A 16829-nucleotide genomic window follows, 5' to 3' on the forward strand; every position below is an offset into this window, starting at 1 on the left:
GCGGCGGGGGCGCATCCCACGACCACGACGTAGCGTGGTGCGCATGGCCGGAGAAACCGATCTGAGCAAGCTGCTGAGCGGCATGCGGCCGGAGCTGAATCCGGGCCGCTACGTGTTCACCACCGTCGAGGGAGACATCCCCGCAGGCGTCGCCCCCGTCGTCACGGTCGCCGAGCCGGAGGGCCTGACACTCGTGGTGCGGCAGGAGGAAGCGGACGCGGCCGGGCTCGCCTACGACTACGTGGCCGGGTGGATCACCCTGCGCGTCGTCTCCGCGCTCGAAGCGGTGGGCCTGACAGCGGCGTTCGCACGGGAACTCGCCGAGGCCGGCCTGAGCTGCAATGTCGTCGCCGGGTACCACCACGACCACATCTTCGTGCCCCATGAGCAGGCCGAGCAGGCGGTGGCGGCGCTGAACGACCTGGCCCACCGGTCCGGTTGAGGGACGACCGCGGGACGCTCCGGCGACGTGTCAGGCGGGCCGGCCGTCGTCCGAGGCGGCCAGCCACTGGTGCACCTCTTCCTTGAGCGACCGCTGGAAGGTCGTCAACAGGGCCTGCACCACGATGGGCTCCATGTGCGCGGACAGGGACTTCACGTCCTCCTCGGCCCGCTCGGACACCTCGCCCCTGAACAGCTGCGACAGCTCGTGCGCGGCGGCCCGCGAGTGCTCGATGAGCACCTTGCGCGCCGCGAGGATCGCCTCCTGCGACAGCGGTACGTCGAGAAGCTGGACGGCGAGCCGGAGCAGGCCCGAGTCCACGCGGTGGGAGTCCCCTTCCGGGCGGACCACGTTCATCGCCGCGAGCCGTTCCAGGTCGTCCTCGCCCAGCGGCCGTCCTGCCCGGCGCTGCAGTTCCTCCGCCGTCACCGTCTCCACGCTGTCCGGCGCCCAGGACGCCACCACGGCCCGGTGGACGGCGAGGTCGCCGTCGCTCAGGTCCGGGGGCAGCTGCTCCATGTAGCGCTCGATCGCCGCCAGGGTCATGCCCTGGTGCTGCAGCTCCTCGATCAGCGCCAGCCGGGCCAGGTGCTGCCTGCCATAGTGGCCCACCCGCCGCGGACCGATCACCGGCGGCGGCAGCAGTCCCTTGGTGCCGTAGAACCGGACCGTGCGGACCGTGATGCCGGCCCGCGCTGCCAGTTCGTCGATCGTGAGCGCCGGCTCCCCGGTGTCGGTCGTCATGTGCAGCAGTATCGCTGTCTCACCAACACTGTGAAACCTGTCGGGACGCGATGGCCCTCATGGTCGGACGGGACCGCTGGGAGAAGCACCGCTGTGTGACATGAGCCACCGCATGCCCGGTGCGCCCTCCGGGAAGGGGACCCCTTGGTCCGTGCCGCGAGCAAGGTGGCACGGACCTTGGCACGTACGGACACCGGGCACACCCCGCCCGGGAGCACCAGAGAGTGGTACCACCGTGAGCAAGGACGCCGTACGCACGGCACAGGCCGCCGCCCACCCTGAGGCGACCGTGACGCCCGCCGACGCGGGTGACGCCGGATACAGCAAGGACCTCAAGGCCCGCCACGTCAACATGATCGCCATCGGTGGTGCGATCGGCACCGGACTCTTCCTCGGCGCCGGAGGACGCCTTCACAGCGCGGGCCCGGCGCTCGCGCTCGCGTACCTGGTGTGCGGGATCTTCGCCTTCTTCGTGGTCCGCGCCCTCGGTGAGCTGGTCCTGTACCGCCCGTCCTCCGGGTCCTTCGTGTCGTACGCGCGCGAGTTCCTCGGCGAGAAGGGCGCGTACGTCGCCGGCTGGATGTACTTCCTGAACTGGTCGACGACCGGCATCGCCGACATCACCGCGATCGCGCTCTACACGCACTACTGGAGCCTGTTCACGGACATTCCCCAGTGGACGCTGGCCCTCGTCGCGCTCGCCGTGGTGCTGGCCGTGAACCTCATCTCGGTGAAGATCTTCGGTGAGATGGAGTTCTGGTTCGCGATCATCAAGGTCGCCACGCTCGTCGGCTTCATGCTGATCGGCATCTTCCTGCTGGCCACCCAGCACGAGGTGGGCGGCCGCACCCCGGGCCTGAGCGCGATCAGCGACCACGGCGGCGTCTTCCCGCACGGCGTGATGCCGGTCGTCCTCGTCATGCAGGGCGTGATCTTCGCGTACGCCGCTCTGGAACTCGTCGGCGTCGCCGCGGGCGAGACCGCCGAGCCGGAGAAGGTCGTCCCGCGCGCGGTGAACTCGATCATGTGGCGGGTCGGCCTCTTCTACGTGGGTTCGGTGGTCCTCCTCGCCCTTCTCCTCCCCGGCTCCGTGTACTCGGCGGACCAGAGCCCCTTCGTCACGGTCCTGTCGAAGATCGGCGTCCCGGCGGCGGGCGACGTGATGAACCTGGTGGTCCTCACGGCCGCGATGTCCTCCCTCAACTCCGGCCTCTACTCCACGGGCCGCATCCTCCGCTCGATGGCGATGGCGGGCTCGGCCCCGAAGTTCACGGCGCGCATGAACCGCAGCCAGGTCCCCTACGGCGGCATCCTGCTCACCTGCGCGGTGTGCGTGCTCGGCGTCGGCCTCAACTACCTCATGCCGAGCCAGGCCTTCGAGATCGTGCTGAACGTCGCCTCCCTCGGCATCGTCAGCACCTGGGTGATCATCATGATCTGCCACCTGGTCTTCGTCCGGCGCGCGAAGGCGGGCCTGCTGACCCGCCCGTCCTTCCGCCTCCCCGGCAGCCCGGTCACCGAGTTCACCACCATCGCCTTCCTCATCGCCGTCCTGGCCCTGATGTGGAACGACCCCGAGGTCGGCCGCAAGACCCTCCTCCTCATCCCGGTGATCGCCGTGATGCTGGTGGGCGGCTGGTTCGGGGTCCGGCGCCGGGTTGCGAAGACGGAGGACCGGGAGCTGGCCGAGCTCGCGGAGTAACCAGCGCCACTGTCAGTGGTGACCTCTATGGTGGCGTCATGTCGGAGATCACTTATGTCCGGGGTGACGCCACCGTTCCGTCGGTGAAGGGCGTCAAGGTGATAGCCCATGTGTGCAACGACATCGGGGGATGGGGCAAGGGCTTCGTGGTGGCCCTCTCGCGCCGCCGGCCCGAGCCGGAGGCGGCGTACCGGGCCTGGCACCGCGGGCGCGCGACGAACGACTTCGGGCTGGGCGCGGCCCAGTTCGTGAGGGTCGAGCCGTACATGTGGGTGGCCAACATGGTCGGGCAGCGGGGGATACGCACAGGCAGCAAGGGCGTCCCGGTGCGCTACGAGGCGATCGACGCGGCCCTCGGGCGGCTGGCACAGAAGACCACCGAGCTCGGCGCCTCCGTGCACATGCCCCGGATAGGGTGCGGACTGGCCGGGGGCGCGTGGGCCCGCGTCGAGCCGCTCATCACCGAGCGGCTCGTGCGGCGGGGGATCTCCGTCACGGTCTACGACCATGGGGAGGGCCGGAGTTGAGCTGGACGTCGGTATACAGCCAAGGGGAGGGCTGGAGTTGAGCCGGGACATCGACGTGCTCGTGCTGGGCGGCGCGGGCGTGGACACCATCGTGTACGTGCCGGAGCTTCCGCTGCCGTACGCCGACAGCTACATGATCGAGGACGGGATCCGTACGCGCGCCGGGCAGACCGGTGACTTCGTCGCGCTGGGCCTGGCCGCCCTGGGCCTGCGCACGCACCACCTCGACATGCTCGGCGGCGACCCGGAGGGCGACCTCGTGCGCGCCCTGCACCATGACCACGGCATCGCGCTCACCGCCGTCCCCCAGCCCGCAGGCACCAAGCGCGCGGTGAACCTCGTCAGCCCCGACGGCAGACGGCTGTCCCTCTACGACTCGAGCCGCGCCCGGGACGAGGACCGGTTCCCGGAGCCCCTGCTCCAGGAGCTGGCGGGCGCCTGCCGCCACGCCCACGTCTCCATCACCCAGCCCTGTGCCCACGCCCTGCCCGTGCTGCGCGAGGCCGGCGTCACCCTCTCGACCGACCTGCACAACTGGGACGGTGAGAACCCCTACCACGAGCCGTTCGCGTTCACGGCGGACATCGTCTTCCTGTCCACGGCCGCCCTCACCAACCCCGAGCGCACCATGCGCCGCATCGCCGCCCGCGGCCGGGCCGAGGTGGTCGTGGCCACGGCCGGAGCGAAGGGCGCCTACCTCCTGGCCGACGACGAGCTGACCCACGTACCGCCCGTCACGCCGCCCGCACCGGTGGTGGACTCCAACGGTGCGGGCGACGCCTTCGCCGCCGCGTTCCTCTACGGCTGGCTGAACCGCGAGGCACCTCAGCGCTGTGCCCGGTACGGTGCGATCTCCGGTGCTCACGCCTGCACGGTGCCGTCCACGCAGACGCAGCCCATACGCCGAGAGGAACTCCTGGCAAGGTCGGCCGGGTCGCCCCTCTAGGAGCGCGGGGCGGAACCCGGCAGATCCTCGGTGCACGTTGTTCGTCAGTGCACGCTGTTCGTCGCAGCGATCTTCTTCCAGGACTTCGGCTGCACCGGAGCCTTGGACTCCTTCGCGAGGGACACCGCGTGCGCCGCGGGAGCGCTCGGCTTGGACGGCTGGAACAACCACGCATCGAACAAGGGGCTCAACGACTTCCCGGACACCCGCTCGGCGTACGCCCTGAAGTCGGCGACCGAGGCGTTGCCGTACGCGTGCTCCTGAGGCCACCCCTTCAGAATGGCGAAGAACGCGTCGTCACCGACGGCGTTGCGCAGCGCCTGGACGGCCAGCGCCCCCCGGTCGTAGACGGCGATGTCGAACTGGTTGTCCGGACCCGGGTCACCCGGCGCGACCTTCCAGAAGGCGTCGTCGGCCGGATGCGAGGCGTACACGTAGTCGGCGAGTTCCTGCGTCGTGCCCTCGCCCTCGTGCTCGGACCACAGCCACTGTGCGTACCGCGCGAAGCCCTCGTTGATCCAGATGTCCTTCCAGCCCTTCAGCGACACGCTGTCGCCGTACCACTGGTGTGCCAACTCGTGCACGACGACAGAGGCGTTGGCGCCGTTCGCGAACTGCTTCGGGCTGTAGTACACGCGGGTCTGCGTCTCCAGCGCGTACCCGGTGGTGGTGTTCGGGACATACCCGCCGGCGGAGCTGAAGGGATACGGCCCGAAATAGCCGCTCAGCCAGTCGACGAACTCACCGGTGCGCTCGACGCTCGCCCGCGCGGCCCCGTCGTTGTCGCCGAGGTCCTTGCTGTAGGCGTTCACGACCGGCACCCCGCCCTCCGAGGTGCTCGTCGTGATGTCGAACCTGCCGACCGCCAGCGTGGTGAGATACGTCGCCTGCGGCTTGTTCTCACGCCAGTTGTAGCGGGTCCAGCCGAGCTGTGAACTCGTGGACTGCAGCGTGCCGTTGGAGATGACCTGGGTGCCGTTCGGCACGGCCACGGACACGTCGTACGTCGCCTTGTCCAGCGGGTGGTCGTTGCTCGGGTACCACCACCAGGCCGCCTCGGGCTCGTCGGCCGCGATCGCCCCGTCCGGGGTGCGGTGCCAGGTGTTGAAGCCGTACGCGCTCTTGGTGGAGGGCACCCCGCTGTAGCGGACCACGACGGTGATCGGGGTGCCCTTGGCCAGGGACGCCTTCGGCGTGATCACCAGTTCGTGCTGGCCAGAGGTGGTGAAGGAGGCCTTGGCGCCGTTGACCCGCACTTCGCTGACGTCCAGCAGGAAGTCCAGGTCGAAGCTCGACAGGTCCTGCGTGGTCTTCGCCAGGATCGTCGCCGTCCCCTCCAGCCGATCGGTCGAAGGCTGGTACTTCAGGCGCAGGTCGTAGTGGGAGACGTCGTATCCGCCGTTGCCGTAGGCCGGGTAGTAGGGGTCGCCGATGCCCGGGGCGCCGGGGGAGTAGCTCGCGGCCGACGCCGGGATCGCCAGCATCAAAGACGCGGCAGCGAGTGCGCCCGGCGCGATGATTCTGCGGTGCACGAAAGCTCCAAGTCGTAGGGGCACGAAGTCTGTCTGAAGCCTATTCAGTCCCTGTGGCCCCGGGCATGTCCATGGCATCGCCTGTCACACGATCGCCATTCGGCCGTCACGAGGAACCGTCCCCGTCACCCCCACCCGTCCCGCCGGCGTCCGATTCCCCTCTTCTGCACAGGAGTTGACCCCTGTACCGTCCCGCGCATGCCCATACGCATGCGCTTCACGACCTGGCGACCGCCCGCGGCGGCGGCCGTCGCCGCCCTCATGGCGGCCTTCCTCACCCCGGCGGCAGCCCACGGGGCCCCGCAGAAACCGCGTGAGAGTCAACCCGTCTACTCGTACGCGAACGCCGTCCGCGAGGCCGTATGGGTGGACACCGGACTCGACGGAGACGGCGACGGGAAGACCGACCGCGTCGCCGTCGACATCGTCCGCCCCCGCGAACCCGCCCAGCAGGGCCGCAAGATACCCGTCATCATGGACGCCAGCCCGTACTACTCCTGCTGCGGCCGCGGCAACGAGAGCCAGCTGAAGACGTACGACGCCAAGGGCCACGTCGTCCAGATGCCGCTCTTCTACGACAACTACTTCGTGCCCCGCGGCTACGCCTTCGTCGGTGTCGACCTCGCCGGCACCAACCGCTCCGACGGCTGCGTCGACGTCGGCGGCCGCTCCGACGTCCAGTCCGCGAAGGCCGTCGTCGACTGGCTGAACGGCAGGGCCAGGGCCTACACGACACGCGCCGGCACCAGGACCGCCAAGGCGACCTGGACCAACGGGAAGACCGGCATGATCGGCAAGAGCTGGGACGCCACGATCGCCAACGGCGTCGCCGCCACCGGTGTGAAGGGCCTGAAGACCATCGTGCCGATCAGCGGTATCTCCTCCTGGTACGACTACTACTTCGCCAAGGGCGCCCCGCTCTACGACTCCGGCCCCGACGGGCTCTCGAACTACGTCGACAGCCCCGACGCCCAGGCCAAGTGCGCCGCCGTGCAGCAGAAGCTCGTCGACGGGGCCCCGCGCACCGGCGACTGGACGCCGTTCTGGACCGAGCGCGACTACGTCAAGGACGCGGGCAAGGTGCGGGCGAGCGTCTTCCTCACCCACGGCATGCAGGACCTCAACGTCCGCACCAAGCACTTCGGCCAGTGGTGGGACGCCCTCGCCAAGAACGGCGTCCACCGCAAGATCTGGCTCTCCCAGACCGGCCACGTCGACCCCTTCGACTTCCGCCGCGGCGCCTGGGTCGACACCCTGCACCGCTGGTTCGACCACGAACTCCTCGGCTACGACAACGGCATCGACCGCGAGCCCATGGCCGACATCGAGCGCCACCCCGACCAGTGGGTCACGTCGAGGGTCTGGCCGCCGAGCGGCACGCACACCACCACCCTGCGCCCTGACCGGGGCACCCAGGCGGGCGTCGGCACCCTCGGCCTCACCAAGGGCGACGGCACCGAGACCGTCACCGACAACCCGCAGCTGAGCGAGACCGACTGGGCCGCGAAGATCGGCACCCCGACCCCCGACAAGGCCGGCTTCGTGACCCGGCCCCTCACTCACGACCTGCGCCTGTCCGGCTCCTCCACGGTCACCGTCACCGCGACACCGACCACCCCGACGGCCCACCTGTCCGCCGTTCTGGTCGACCTCGGTCCCGACACGATCCGCGACTACGCCGACGGCGGCGAGGGCATCACCACGCTCACCGACCGCAGCTGCTGGGGTGCGAGCACGGCAGGTGACAGCGCCTGCTTCAAGACCACCCAGGCAAAGAAGACGGCCGTCGACTACACGGTGTTCAGCCGCGGCTGGGCCGACCTCGGCAACTACGCCTCCGACCGCAAGGGCGTCCCGCTCACCCCCGGCAAGGCGTACACCATCACCCTGGACCTCGCGGCCACCGACCACGTAGTCCCGGCCGGACACCGCCTCGCACTGATCGTCGCGGGCACCGACAAGGACCTCATCGACCCGCCGGCCGACAAGCCGACGCTCACCGTGGACCTGTCCCGCACCCAGGCCCGCGTCCCGCTGGTCGGCGGCGCGGCGGCGTTCGCCAACGCCACCTCGGGCAAGCCGCCGGCCGCACCCGCGGCAACGACGCTGAAGGGCGTCCGCGACCCGAGCGCCGCCCACCGCATCCCCGGAGAAGCCGGTTAAGAAGGGCGTGCGGCAGCGTCCTTAAGGGGGGCGGCGCTGTGACATCAGCGGCTCCGCCGCGGGGCGCGACCAGCCACGACGGCGCCGCAGACGATATCGCCGCACCCCCCGCGGAGCGCTAGGCGGCCGGACAAGCCAACCCGGCCGCCTCCTCCGCACACCCCCACGCCACCGTCACACCCGCCCCGCCGTGCCCGTAGTTGTGCACCAGAACCCGCCCGTCCGGCAGGACTTCACGCTCCAGCCGCACCGCGTCCCGTACCGGCCGCAGCCCCACCCGGTGCTCCAGCACCCGCGCCCCCGCGATCTCCGGCCGCAGCGCCGCACACCGCCGTACGATCGCCTCGGCCACCGCCGGATCCGGCGTCGTCGACCACGCGTCCTCGTCGGCGGTGCCGCCCAGCAGGAGCCGCCCGGGCTGCGGGAAGAAGTACGCCATCTTCCCGTCCGCTCCGGTGGTGACGAGCCAGGTGCGGATCCCGGGGTTCTCGACGACGACCAGCTGCCCGCGCACCGGACGCACGGAGGCGTCCGGCACCAACTCGCGAGCCCCCAGCCCCGTGCAGTTGACCACCACCGGCGCCTCGGCCTCCGCGAGGTCGGACACCGTCCGCTCCTCGACCACTCCGCCCGCCGCCAGGAGCCTCTCCCGCAGCCACGGCAGATGAGTCGACATGTCGATGAGCGGCAGCCGTGCCCACAGCCCGGTCCCGGCGTACTCCTCGGGTGTCGAGGCCCGCAGCCCCGGGAGCCGGGCGGCCGCCCACATCACGGCGCTGTCCAGGTCGGTTTCACCCTGTACGCCCTCGACCATGCGTACGCCGGTCGTATCGGGCCGAGCCGCCAACTCCTCGTACAGAGCAAGGGATCGCAGCGCCCAAGTGCGCGCCGCCGCGGCCGGCTTGATCCGGTACGGCCACCACAGCGCCCCCGCAACCGCCGAGGTCGTCCGCTCGACGGGCTCCCGCGTCCACACCCGCACCCCTGCGCCGCGCTCGGCGAGAACGACGGCCGTCGTCAGCCCGATGACCCCACCGCCGACCACGATGACATCGTTTTTCCGTGTGCTCTTCACGCGGGGACGTTAGCGGAATATGTCATGCCGTGCTCAGAGTGCTCCCAGTCTGGGGATACTCACAGCATGTCTGCCGAATACGCGACCTTCGGCCTGGCACCGGCGATGCGTGCCGGTGGAGTTCTCGCCAACGGTGACTACCAGGTTCACCGGGACTTCGTGGACTTCATCGTCGAAGGACGCCCGCTGCTGTTCCAGCTCTCCGACCTCGACGCCGTCTCCCCGCTCGCCTCCGACGTCCCACCCGCGATCTTCACCGAACAGGTCCGCGGCCTCCTCCTGGAGGCGGATCCACCGCTTCCGGACGGCCGTTACATCATCTACGGCTGCCCCGAGTGCGCGGACCTGGCCTGCGGCGCGGTCACCGCGATCATCGAGCGGGAGGGCCAGGAAGGCGAGGACTACGTCTGGCGCGACTTCGCCTGGCAGACCACCGAACACGCCGACCTGGAACTCAACGGCTACCACGGGATAGGGCCCTTCCGCTTCCGGGGCGCCGAGTACCGCGAGGCCCTGGCGGCTCTGCTCGACGGCCTCTCCCGGGGCACGCGTCGCCGGGTCCTGCTGATCGGCGCCCGGGTCGCCCTGCTCGCGAAGCTCGCCGCCGCCCTGCGCACCATCGGCATCGGCGCCGACATCGCCCACGACGTGAACGGCGTCCACGCCGACGAACTGCGCGGCTACGGCGCGGTCGCCTTCGGCCGCACGGTCACCCAGGAGGAACGCGCCGCCGTACGCCGCTCCTTCGAACAGGCCGGCGTCGAGGTGGCGTACGTCGAGGGCCTCGCCCCGATCGTCCCCCTCCTCGTGGCCCAGATCGAACACGCCCTGGACCGCAGCCCGGTGGAGCTGCGCCGGCTGACCCGGCTGGTGGCGGCCGACGGCGAGGCGGGCGTCGAGGTCACCTCGCCCTGCCGGGTCCGCCTGACCGCGTACCGACTGGACCGCCTCTACCGCACCCATGCCCACGAGGTCTTCGACGGCGTCCTCGAACCGGGCCGCCATCGCATCGCCCTGGAGGCCAGGGCGGTGAAGGGGGAGGCCTTCGTGGTGGCGCGGACGGCGGGGAGTGTGCTGGTGGAGGCCATGGCACGCTGAAACGCCGAGGCGGAGAGCGTGCGGTGGCCGGTTAGGATCGACGTCCTGATGACTGCCACTCTCGTCGCCAAGAACCTCGCCGCCGGACACGGCGACCGCTCCCTCTTCGCCGGGCTCGACCTCGTCGTCGCGCCCGGCGACGTGATCGGGCTGGTCGGTGCCAACGGCGCGGGCAAGTCCACGCTGCTCAGGATGCTCGCGGGACTGCTCGCGCCCGAGCAGGGGGAGCTCAGGCTCTCCCCGCCGACGGCGACCGTCGGCCACCTCCCGCAGGAGCCGGACCGCCGCCCCGGCGAGACCGTCCGTGAGTTCCTGGCCCGCCGCACCGGCGTCGCCGAGGCCCAGCGCGTGATGGACGAGGCCACGCAGGCCCTGGTCGACGGCGCACCCGGGGCCGATGACGCGTACGCGACGAGCCTGGAGCGCTGGCTCGACCTCGGCGGCGCCGACCTGGAGGAGCGGTCGGAGGAGGTCGCGGACTCCCTCGGTCTGGCCGTCGACCTGGACCAGCCCATGACGTCCCTGTCCGGCGGGCAGGCGGCCCGCGCCGGTCTCGCCTCCCTCCTCCTGTCCCGCTACGACGTCTTCCTCCTCGACGAGCCGACCAACGACCTCGACCTGGACGGCCTGGAGCGCCTCGAACGCTTCGTCTCCGGCCTCCGCGCCGGCACCGTCGTCGTGAGCCACGACCGCGAGTTCCTCACCCGCACGGTGACCAAGGTGCTCGAACTCGACCTGGCTCAGCAGCAGATCACCCTCTACGGCGGCGGCTACGAGGCCTACCTGGAGGAGCGGGACGTGGCCCGCCGACACGCCCGCGAGGACTTCGAGGAGTACGCCGACAAGCGCGCCGCCCTCCAGGACCGGGCCCAGACGCAGCGCTCCTGGATGGACAAGGGCGTCAAGAACGCCCGCCGCAAGGCGAACAACGACAACGACAAGATCGGCCGCAAGTTCCGCAGCGAGGCCAGCGAGAAGCAGGCCGCGAAGGCCCGCCAGACCCAGCGCATGATCGAACGGCTCGACGTGGTCGAGGAGCCCCGCAAGGAGTGGGACCTGCGCATGGAGATCGCGTCGGCCCCGCGCTCGGGCGCCGTCGTGGCCACCCTGCGGGACGCGGAGGTGCGACGCGGCGACTTCACCTTCGGCCCGGTCACTCTGCAGATCGACTGGGCGGACCGGGTGGCGGTGACCGGGGCGAACGGCGCCGGCAAGTCGACCCTGCTGGGCGCCCTGCTCGGCCGCGTCACGCCCGACGCGGGCCACGCGGCCCTCGGCTCCGGCGTCCTGGTCGGCGAGGTCGACCAGGCCCGCAAGCTGTTCCACGGCACGGAGGCCCTGCTCGACGCGTTCGGCGACGCGGTGCCCGACACCGAACCGGCCGAAGTGCGCACCCTGCTGGCCAAGTTCGGCCTCAAGGCGGACCACGTCCTGCGCCCGGCGGCGACCCTGTCCCCGGGCGAACGCACCAGGGCCGCCCTGGCCCTGCTCCAGGGGCGGGGCGTCAACCTCCTCGTCCTCGACGAACCGACCAATCACCTCGACCTGCCGGCCATCGAGCAGTTGGAGTCCGCCCTCGACGCCTACGAGGGCACGCTCCTCCTGGTCACCCACGACCGGCGCATGCTGGACGCGGTGCATGTGACCCGCCGCCTGGAAGTCTCGGCAGGAAAAGTTACGGAGCGTTAGTCTCACTCCGGGCGCCCGACTCACCCCTCCGTCTGCCGCGTACGCTGACGGCGATTCTTCGTGGGCTACTGGTCAGGGAGTGGTGATGGGCGCCAAGGCGAACCGGTCGGGTGTGCGGATCATGCACGAGGAGGCCCTCTTCGCGCGGATACGCGGGACCCAGGACCGGATCGCGGACGGGATCACCGCCTTCGCCGGAACGATGCAGTTCGTGTATCTGCACGCCCTGTGGTTCGCGGTGTGGATCGTGTGCAACGAAGGGGTGTTCGGCGACGGGGCGGTCTGGGACCCGTACCCCTTCGGACTGCTCACCATGATCGTCAGCCTGGAGGCGATCTTCCTGTCCACCTTCGTCATGGTCAGCCAGAACCGTCAGGCCGCCCGCGAGAACGTACGCGCCGACCTGGACTTCGAGACCAACGTGCGCTCGGAGGTGTGGTCCATCCACATGGGCCGCGCCCTCGGCGTCGACCCCGCGGAGGTCGAACGGCGTGTTCAGGAACTCCTCACGGAAAACCGCGCCCTGATGAACGGCACCGCCCGGCCCTCGGACTGAACATGATCACGCTGCGGTCGCCACCCGGATGTGCGCGCCTGTGTCAGCGTCGGCGCGTGGCCAGACTCGGGTAGTCGAGGACGAATCCGTCGCCGTCGAACTCCAGGTCACTTCTGAAGGCGCCCGAGGAGTAGCGGACCCGGGTGCCCCGCTCGGTGGGACCGAGGTGGGTGTACGTCTGCTGTGAGGGCTGCACGGCCAGGTCCGGCACCGACACCCACGCCATCAGGAACTCCCGTTCGCCGGGCGTCTGATGGAGGCCGTGTCGCAGCACCGGCATGGTGTTGGTGAGCGGGCACAGACCCAGGTCGCAGTCGAGTGCGCCGTCGACGTCCGGCAGCGGCTCGCCGTCCGCGGTCCACCGGCCATGACCGTCGTGCCGCAGGTCGAGGGTGCGGGTACCGGTCCCGGTCTCTGCCGTGACGCTCAGCCGGCGGGTCACGAAGTCCTCGCCCGCATCGAGTTCGTACGAGATCCAGTACGGCTCCGGCACGACCCCGACCGCCCGTCCGCGGGCCCGCAGGGAGCCGTCGGAGAGTTCGGCCCAGGCGGTCTCGTATCCCTTGCTCTCGATGACGTCCCAGGTGATGACACGGGAGATGGCCATGCCGATCACTCTAGGCCTGAAAGGGCGCTGCACGCCCTTTCAGGGGCGCGGGGAACCGCGCGACCGGCCACAACCGGCCCGCGGTTCCCCACGGACTTCCCGCCCAAGGCTCAGCGCTTGCCGTTCTTGGGGTTCAGCAGCCCTGCCTTGCGCAGGGCATCGGCCATCGCACTGTTGGCCGGCGGCGCCGCCTGGCGCGACCCACCGCCCTGACCGCTGCGGCCGCCACCCTGACGCTGCCCTTGCCCTTGCCCTTGCCCTTGCCCTTGCCCTTGCCCCTGGCTCTGACGCTGCCCCTGCCGCTGCTGGGGCGGGCGCCCACCCCGCTGCCGACGGTCACCGCCGCCGCCCTGCTGCTGATCCTGCGCGGCCGCCTCGTCGTCCAGCCGCAGCGTGAGCGAGATCCGCTTGCGCGGAATGTCGATGTCGAGGACCTTCACCTTGACGATGTCCCCGGACTTCACGACGTCCCGCGGGTCCTTGACGAACGTCTTCGACATGGCGGACACATGGACCAGACCGTCCTGGTGGACGCCGATGTCCACGAACGCGCCGAAGGCCGCCACGTTCGTGACGACGCCCTCCAGCACCATCCCGGACGACAGGTCGGCGATCTTCTCCACGCCCTCCTTGAAGGTGGCCGTCTTGAAGGCCGGCCGCGGGTCGCGACCCGGCTTCTCCAGCTCCTTGAGGATGTCCGTGACGGTCGGCAACCCGAACGACTCGTTCACGAAGTCACCCGGCTTGAGCGAGCGCAGCGTCGCCGTGTTGCCGATGAGCGCGGCCACTTCCTGCCCTGACGTCTTCACCATGCGCCGCACGACCGGGTACGCCTCGGGGTGCACGCTGGACGCGTCCAGCGGGTCGTCGCCGCCGCGGATGCGGAGGAAGCCCGCGCACTGCTCGTAGGCCTTGGGGCCGAGCCGTGCCACGCCCTTGAGCTGCGTACGGGACTTGAACGGTCCGTTGGCGTCGCGGTGCGCCACGATGTTCTCGGCCAGCCCGGCGGTGATGCCGGAGACGCGCGCGAGCAGCGGGGCGGAGGCCGTGTTGACGTCCACGCCCACGCCGTTCACACAGTCCTCCACGACCGCGTCCAGCGAGCGCGACAGCTTCACCTCGGACAGGTCGTGCTGGTACTGGCCGACGCCGATCGACTTGGGGTCGATCTTCACCAGCTCGGCGAGCGGGTCCTGCAGCCGGCGTGCGATCGACACGGCGCCGCGCAGCGACACGTCCATGTCGGGCAGTTCCTGCGAGGCGAACGCGGACGCCGAGTACACGGACGCGCCCGCCTCGGACACCATCACCTTGGTGAGGTTCAACTCCGGGTGCTTGGCGATGAGTTCACCGGCGAGCTTGTCGGTCTCGCGGGACGCCGTGCCGTTGCCGATCGCGATCAGGTCGACCGCGTGCTCCTTCGACAGGCGGGCCAGCTTGGCGATCGCCTCGTCCCACTTGTTGGCGGGCACGTGCGGGTGGATGACGTCCGTGGCGACCACCTTGCCGGTCGCGTCCACGACGGCGACCTTCACGCCCGTACGGAATCCGGGGTCCAGGCCCAGCGTCCCGCGCGTGCCGGCCGGGGCGGCGAGCAGCAGGTCGCGCAGGTTGGTCGCGAACACGTGGACGGCCTCGTCCTCGGCCGTCGTGCGCAGCCGCAGCCGCAGGTCGATGCCGAGGTGCACGAGGATGCGGGTGCGCCAGGCCCAACGGACCGTGTCCGTCAGCCACTTGTCGCCCGGGCGACCGCGGTCGGCGATCTGGAACCTGTGGGCGACGATCCCCTCGTACGACGAGGGCCCGTCCGTCGGCTCCTCCGGCTCCAGGACGAGGTCGAGGACCTCCTCCTTCTCGCCGCGCAGCATCGCGAGGATGCGGTGCGAGGGCAGCTCGGTGTACGGCTCGGCGAAGTCGAAGTAGTCGGCGAACTTGGCGCCCGCCTCCTCCTTGCCGTCCCGGACCTTCGCGGCGAGGCGGCCGCGCACCCACATGCGCTCGCGCAGCTCGCCGATCAGGTCCGCGTCCTCCGAGAACCGCTCGGTCAGGATCGCCCGGGCGCCGTCGAGGGCGGCCTGCGGATCGGCGACGCCCTTGTCGGCGTCGACGAACGCGGCGGCGGCCGCGAGCGGTTCGACGGTCGGGTCGCTGAGCAGGCCTTCGGCCAGCGGCTCAAGACCGGCCTCACGCGCGATCTGTGCCTTGGTGCGCCGCTTGGGCTTGAACGGGAGGTAGATGTCCTCCAAGCGCGCCTTGGTCTCGGCGCCCCGGATCTGCGCCTCCAGCTCCTCGGTGAGCTTGCCCTGCTCGCGCACCGACGTCAGGATCGCCGCCCGCCGCTCCTCCAGCTCCCGCAGATAGCGCAGCCGCTCCTCGAGCGTGCGCAGCTGCGCATCGTCGAGCATCTCGGTCGCTTCCTTGCGGTAACGGGCGATGAAGGGCACTGTCGAACCGCCGTCGAGCAGTTCCACGGCAGCCTTGACCTGCCGCTCCCGCACGCCGAGCTCCTCGGCGATCCTGCCTTCGATGGATCCCACGTTGATGGATCCGCTGGACCCGGGTGTCGTCACGATCCCCTACCGCCTTCTCACTGAGGTTGCGCGGCAATTGTGGCAGGTAGCACCGACAATCGTGGATCAGGGCGGCACCCGGGCGGGCCGCGGCGGCGGAATCAGGCCCTGCGGCCGCCCGCGGAGTCCGAGGCCCCGCCGAAGAGCCGGGCCAGGGCCCGGAAGGGCAGGGTGACGACGGTGGCGATAGCGCCACCGATCTGGCGCAGGACGTCGGCCATTGCACGGAACACGAGCTTCCCCTTTCCTCTCCCGGCCGCGGTGACCGGCGGAGATCCGGGTACCTCAGCTGCGGCGGAGCAATCTTCAGCCCTTGCCGATCAGGCCGTCGGGGAACGCGCCCGCGACGGCCGCGGCCCGCGCGAACCCCGCCCCAAGCTCCGTCAGACGAGCGACGCCCTCGGCGCCCAGGTGCTCGTACGGCGCCCGGTCCAGCCGGTCCGTCTCCGCCTCGATCTCAGCCCGCAGCGCGACGCCCCGCTCCGTCAACTCGCCCGCCGCGTCCAGCAGCCCGCGCTCCCGCAGCCGCCCGGCGGCGGCGTCCCACTCCTCCTGGCTCCAGCCGCGGCTGCCGAACACCCACTTCGGCGCCATGCCCTTCCCGGTTGCGGTATGGCTCACGATGGCCTCCAGCCCGTCGAGCTCCGCCGACATCAGGACGGCGAGATGTCCGTCGCCCCGGTGCTCACGCAGCAGCGTGGCGGCGTGGAAGTACGCCAGGTGCGGCTCCTCGGGCACGGGCAGGTCGGCATACGCGGAGTACAGCGGCCGGGCCGAACGCCCACAGGCCTCGGCGGCCCGCAGTGCCAGCCGTGCCGCCTCGGCCATCTCCTCGGACGCGACGGCCTCCTCGCCCAGCAGGCGACGCAGGGTCGCATCGATGGCACGCGCGCGTGCGTCCAGGATCTGCCCGGGCGTGGCGGTCTCCCACACGGCGGGCACAAACCGTGCCACCAGCTCGTACTTGTAGTTGTAGAACGTCGCCGCCACCATGCCCGCCCCGACCGGCCCCAGGGCGGCCGCCCGCGTGGCGAAGTTGACGGCCCTCGGGTGGGTGATGCCGACGGCGCCCATTTCCCTGCCCAGATCGGGCGAGAAGTAGTACGTCGCGTGCAGGGAGTTGAGGGCGTTGTGGCAGCGGCGGCCGGCGTGCGGATCGATGGCGGCAGTAGTCATGA

15 protein-coding genes are annotated in these 16829 nt (G+C 70.6%); 8 read left to right on the plus strand and 7 right to left on the minus strand.

The features are described from left to right. Positions 1 to 43 precede the first annotated feature (43 nt). Positions 44 to 442, plus strand: coding sequence for an ACT domain-containing protein (locus OG870_RS38985; RefSeq protein ID WP_266927255.1), 399 nt, complete (start codon positions 44 to 46; stop codon positions 440 to 442). A gap of 30 nt (positions 443 to 472) precedes the next feature. On the opposite strand, the gene OG870_RS38990 is transcribed toward OG870_RS38985, so the two are convergent. Next, a complete protein-coding gene (locus tag OG870_RS38990; protein ID WP_266529480.1) occupies positions 473 to 1186 on the minus strand; it encodes a MerR family transcriptional regulator in 714 nt (237 codons plus the stop codon). A gap of 235 nt (positions 1187 to 1421) precedes the next feature. On the opposite strand from OG870_RS38990, the gene OG870_RS38995 reads away from it, so the two are divergent. From OG870_RS38995 to OG870_RS39005, 3 genes are read left to right on the plus strand one after another with little or no spacing between them, the layout of a single operon-like run. Then, the gene (locus tag OG870_RS38995; RefSeq protein WP_266591639.1) at positions 1422 to 2888 is read left to right on the plus strand and encodes an amino acid permease; all 1467 of its coding nucleotides are present in this window, start codon (positions 1422 to 1424) and stop codon (positions 2886 to 2888) included. 38 nt (positions 2889 to 2926) lie between these two features. Continuing rightward, positions 2927 to 3415, plus strand: a complete 489-nt coding sequence (locus tag OG870_RS39000; RefSeq protein ID WP_266843132.1) for a macro domain-containing protein — start codon at positions 2927 to 2929, stop codon at positions 3413 to 3415. Between the two features lie 37 nt (positions 3416 to 3452). After that, complete coding sequence (locus tag OG870_RS39005) at positions 3453 to 4361, plus strand: PfkB family carbohydrate kinase (RefSeq protein ID WP_266843130.1); 909 nt, start codon at positions 3453 to 3455, stop codon at positions 4359 to 4361. Between the two features lie 44 nt (positions 4362 to 4405). On the opposite strand, the gene OG870_RS39010 is transcribed toward OG870_RS39005, so the two are convergent. Next, positions 4406 to 5893, minus strand: coding sequence for a M1 family metallopeptidase (locus tag OG870_RS39010; RefSeq protein WP_266529492.1), 1488 nt, complete (start codon positions 5891 to 5893; stop codon positions 4406 to 4408). A gap of 198 nt (positions 5894 to 6091) precedes the next feature. Between OG870_RS39010 and OG870_RS39015 the strand changes: the two genes are divergently transcribed. Then, entirely contained in the window at positions 6092 to 8056 is a 1965-nt protein-coding gene (locus OG870_RS39015) for a Xaa-Pro dipeptidyl-peptidase (protein ID WP_266843128.1), read from the plus strand. A gap of 118 nt (positions 8057 to 8174) precedes the next feature. On the opposite strand, the gene OG870_RS39020 is transcribed toward OG870_RS39015, so the two are convergent. Continuing rightward, entirely contained in the window at positions 8175 to 9131 is a 957-nt protein-coding gene (locus tag OG870_RS39020; protein ID WP_266529498.1) for an FAD-dependent oxidoreductase, read from the minus strand. Between the two features lie 66 nt (positions 9132 to 9197). Between OG870_RS39020 and OG870_RS39025 the strand changes: the two genes are divergently transcribed. The 3 genes from OG870_RS39025 (at position 9198) to OG870_RS39035 (ending at position 12474) form a co-directional block, all read left to right on the plus strand. Then, the gene (locus OG870_RS39025; protein WP_266843126.1) at positions 9198 to 10229 is read left to right on the plus strand and encodes an oxidoreductase; all 1032 of its coding nucleotides are present in this window, start codon (positions 9198 to 9200) and stop codon (positions 10227 to 10229) included. Between the two features lie 48 nt (positions 10230 to 10277). Then, positions 10278 to 11918: an ABC-F family ATP-binding cassette domain-containing protein gene (locus OG870_RS39030; RefSeq protein ID WP_266843124.1), complete on the plus strand. Its 1641-nt coding sequence runs from the start codon at positions 10278 to 10280 to the stop codon at positions 11916 to 11918. 85 nt (positions 11919 to 12003) lie between these two features. After that, complete coding sequence (locus OG870_RS39035) at positions 12004 to 12474, plus strand: DUF1003 domain-containing protein (protein ID WP_266529507.1); 471 nt, start codon at positions 12004 to 12006, stop codon at positions 12472 to 12474. Positions 12475 to 12517: 43 nt separating this feature from the next. On the opposite strand, the gene OG870_RS39040 is transcribed toward OG870_RS39035, so the two are convergent. From OG870_RS39040 to OG870_RS39055, 4 genes are all read right to left on the minus strand, one after another. Further along, complete coding sequence (locus OG870_RS39040; RefSeq protein WP_266591649.1) at positions 12518 to 13081, minus strand: putative glycolipid-binding domain-containing protein; 564 nt, start codon at positions 13079 to 13081, stop codon at positions 12518 to 12520. A gap of 110 nt (positions 13082 to 13191) precedes the next feature. Next, positions 13192 to 15651 carry a Tex family protein gene (locus OG870_RS39045; protein ID WP_266591651.1) on the minus strand — a complete coding sequence of 820 codons (2460 nt, stop codon included), beginning with the start codon at positions 15649 to 15651 and terminating at the stop codon, positions 13192 to 13194. A gap of 101 nt (positions 15652 to 15752) precedes the next feature. Then, a complete protein-coding gene (locus OG870_RS39050) occupies positions 15753 to 15884 on the minus strand; it encodes an LPFR motif small protein (RefSeq protein ID WP_266529516.1) in 132 nt (43 codons plus the stop codon). Between the two features lie 73 nt (positions 15885 to 15957). Then, the gene (locus OG870_RS39055) at positions 15958 to 16827 is read right to left on the minus strand and encodes an SCO6745 family protein (protein ID WP_266529519.1); all 870 of its coding nucleotides are present in this window, start codon (positions 16825 to 16827) and stop codon (positions 15958 to 15960) included. Positions 16828 to 16829: the final 2 nt, after the last annotated feature.

Origin of the sequence: Streptomyces sp. NBC_00461 (genome assembly GCF_036013935.1) — a bacterium.
GTDB lineage: Bacteria > Actinomycetota > Actinomycetes > Streptomycetales > Streptomycetaceae > Streptomyces.

Excerpts from the sequence above, each read along its gene's own strand:
- OG870_RS38985 (WP_266927255.1), top strand. The coding sequence starts at position 44 with ATGGCCGGAGAAACCGATCTGAGCAAGCTGCTGAGCGGCATGCGGCCG.
- OG870_RS38990 (WP_266529480.1), bottom strand. The coding sequence starts at position 1,186 with ATGACGACCGACACCGGGGAGCCGGCGCTCACGATCGACGAACTGGCA.
- OG870_RS39000 (WP_266843132.1), top strand. The coding sequence starts at position 2,927 with ATGTCGGAGATCACTTATGTCCGGGGTGACGCCACCGTTCCGTCGGTG.
- OG870_RS39015 (WP_266843128.1), top strand. The coding sequence starts at position 6,092 with ATGCCCATACGCATGCGCTTCACGACCTGGCGACCGCCCGCGGCGGCG.
- OG870_RS39025 (WP_266843126.1), top strand. The coding sequence starts at position 9,198 with ATGTCTGCCGAATACGCGACCTTCGGCCTGGCACCGGCGATGCGTGCC.
- OG870_RS39030 (WP_266843124.1), top strand. The coding sequence starts at position 10,278 with ATGACTGCCACTCTCGTCGCCAAGAACCTCGCCGCCGGACACGGCGAC.
- OG870_RS39035 (WP_266529507.1), top strand. The coding sequence starts at position 12,004 with ATGGGCGCCAAGGCGAACCGGTCGGGTGTGCGGATCATGCACGAGGAG.
- OG870_RS39040 (WP_266591649.1), bottom strand. The coding sequence starts at position 13,081 with ATGGCCATCTCCCGTGTCATCACCTGGGACGTCATCGAGAGCAAGGGA.
- OG870_RS39055 (WP_266529519.1), bottom strand. The coding sequence starts at position 16,827 with ATGACTACTGCCGCCATCGATCCGCACGCCGGCCGCCGCTGCCACAAC.